At 72.6% G+C, this 325-nt stretch carries 1 protein-coding gene; it reads left to right on the forward strand.

Going from position 1 to position 325, the window contains the following annotated elements:
• A partial coding sequence (locus UK12_RS34550) for a hypothetical protein (protein WP_045307184.1) occupies window positions 1-325 on the forward strand: 325 nt, incomplete at both ends.

Here is a 325-nt window from a genome sequence, read left to right on the forward strand (position 1 = left end):
CGAGGGTGCGGGGATGCTGCTGCTGGAGCGGCTGTCGGACGCGCGGCGCAACGGGCACGAGGTGCTGGCGGTGGTGCGTGGTTCGGCCGTCAACCAGGACGGTGCCTCCAACGGTCTGACGGCGCCGAACGGTCCGTCGCAGCAGCGGGTGATCCGGCAGGCGCTGGCGAGTGCCGGCCTGTCGGCGGCCGATGTGGACGTGGTGGAGGCGCACGGTACGGGGACCACGCTGGGTGACCCGATCGAGGCGCAGGCGCTGCTGGCGACGTACGGTCAGGGGCGCTCCGAGGGACGGCCGTTGTGGCTGGGGTCGGTCAAGTCGAAC

It is taken from the genome of Saccharothrix sp. ST-888, from assembly GCF_000955975.1.
Taxonomy (GTDB): domain Bacteria; phylum Actinomycetota; class Actinomycetes; order Streptomycetales; family Streptomycetaceae; genus Kitasatospora.